This is a genomic window from Kitasatospora putterlickiae (assembly GCF_039527695.1).
In the GTDB taxonomy this organism is placed as follows: Bacteria; Actinomycetota; Actinomycetes; order Streptomycetales; family Streptomycetaceae; genus Kitasatospora; species Kitasatospora putterlickiae.
Genome location: NZ_BAAAKJ010000014.1, coordinates 18,310 through 20,060, shown reverse-complemented (window position 1 = coordinate 20,060; position 1,751 = coordinate 18,310). Strand labels below are relative to the sequence as shown.

1 protein-coding gene is annotated in these 1,751 nt (G+C 70.9%); it reads right to left on the bottom strand.

What is annotated here, in order from left to right:
• Positions 1 to 113 precede the first annotated feature (113 nt).
• Positions 114 to 1,733, bottom strand: a complete 1,620-nt coding sequence (locus tag ABD308_RS01360; protein WP_344324171.1) for a chitinase — start codon at positions 1,731 to 1,733, stop codon at positions 114 to 116.
• Positions 1,734 to 1,751 lie beyond the last annotated feature (18 nt).

Here is a 1,751-nt window from a genome sequence, read left to right as displayed (position 1 = left end):
GCTCCCGCGGCGGACGGCCCGGAAAGCGAACGGGCCCGCCGTACCGGTCAGGTACGACGGGCCCGTTGCCGACGCGCAGGCTCCACCCTCAAGGAGCGGCGCGCCGGGGGGAGTTACGGCATCTGGTGGACGAACGAGCCGACGCCGTTGGCGAAGGCGTTCCCGTTCACGGAGTCCCAGTTGGTGGACCAGGTCATCGCGCCGCGGATGGTCGGCCACTTGGCCGGCGGGACGAAGCTGCCGCAGTTCTTGCCGGTGGCCAGGCAGTCCAGCGCGTTGTTGACGACGCTCGGCGTGACGTAGCCGCCGCCGGCCGCCTTGCTGGAGGCCGGGACGCCGATGCCGACCTGGTCGGGCCGCAGACCGCCCTGGATGTGGGTGCAGATCTGCGAGGTGATGAAGTCGATGGTGCCCTGGGTGTAGACCTTGCCGTCGCAGCCGTTCATGCCGCCCGAGTTGTAGAACTGGGTGTTGACGACGGTCAGGATGTCCTTGGTCTTCAGCGCGAGCTGGAAGTAGGAGCCGGCGGTGGAGTACATCCCGATGGTCTCCGGGGCCATCGTCAGGATGAAGCCGGTGCCGACCTTGGCCTGGAGGGCGTGCAGCGCGTCGGCCAGGTAGTTCGGGTTGAGGCCGTTCTCCAGGTCCACGTCGAGGCCGTCGAAGCCGTAGTCCTTGATCACCGCGTAGGCGGTCTCGACGAAGGCGGACGCGGCGGCGGCGTCGTTGATGTGGATGGCGCCGTTCTGGCCGCCGATGGAGATGATGACCTTCTTGCCGGCCGCCTGCTTGGCCTTCACGTCGGCGCGGAACTGGGCGTCGGTGTAGCCGCCGAGGCCGGCCGCGAGCTCCGGGTCCAGCTTGAAGGTGATGGCGCCGGGGCGGGTGGCGACGGCGTCGGCGAAGGAGACCGCGATGATGTCGTACGCGCTCGACACGTCCGACAGCTTCTGGAGGTTGTTGCCCTTGTTGTCGAAGTTGTGCCAGTAACCGGTGATGAGGTGCTTCGGCAGGGCCGGGTTCGGGTTGCCGGTGGGCGTCACCGTGGGGGTCACCGTGGGCGTCACCGTCGGGGTCGGGGTGACCGTCTGGGTGGGGGTCGGGGTGACGGTCTGGGTCGGCGTGACGGTCGGCGTCACCGTGGGGGTGACGGTCGGGGTGGGGGTGACCGTCGCGGTCGGGCTCGGGGTGACGGGCCCGCCCGGGCCGCTCAGCACGACGTCGTCGGCGAGGAAGGCGCTCTGGCCGTACCAGCCGTGCAGGTAGACGGTGACGCTCTTGGCGCTCGCACCGGTGGTGAAGGTGGTGGAGAGCTGGTTCCAGCTGTTCTGGTTGGACCAGACGCTCGGGTCGGTGGCACCGGTGCCGCGCGCGCCGAGGTAGGCGTACGGGCCCTGGACCCAGGCGCTCAGGGTGTAGCTGGTGTTGGGCAGCACGCTGATGGTCTGGGTGCACTCGGCGGTGTCCGCCGCGCCCGGGGTGGCCTGCAGCGCACCCGAGCCGGAGTGGACCGGCGTGGTGACGGCGCTCGCGGCGCCGGTACAGACCCAGCCGCTCAGCGAGCCGTCGAAGCCGCCGTTGGCGACCAGGTTCCCGGCGGCCGCGTTGGCACCGCCGGCGAAGAGGGCGAGGCCGGTGCCGGCCAGGGCGAGGGCGGTGACGCCCGCGGCGAGGGCCGGGACGGGGCCGCGGCGGCGCTTGTGCGACACGGGCCGGTTCAGCGTACGGTCCATGGAGGTGCGCTCCTGTGG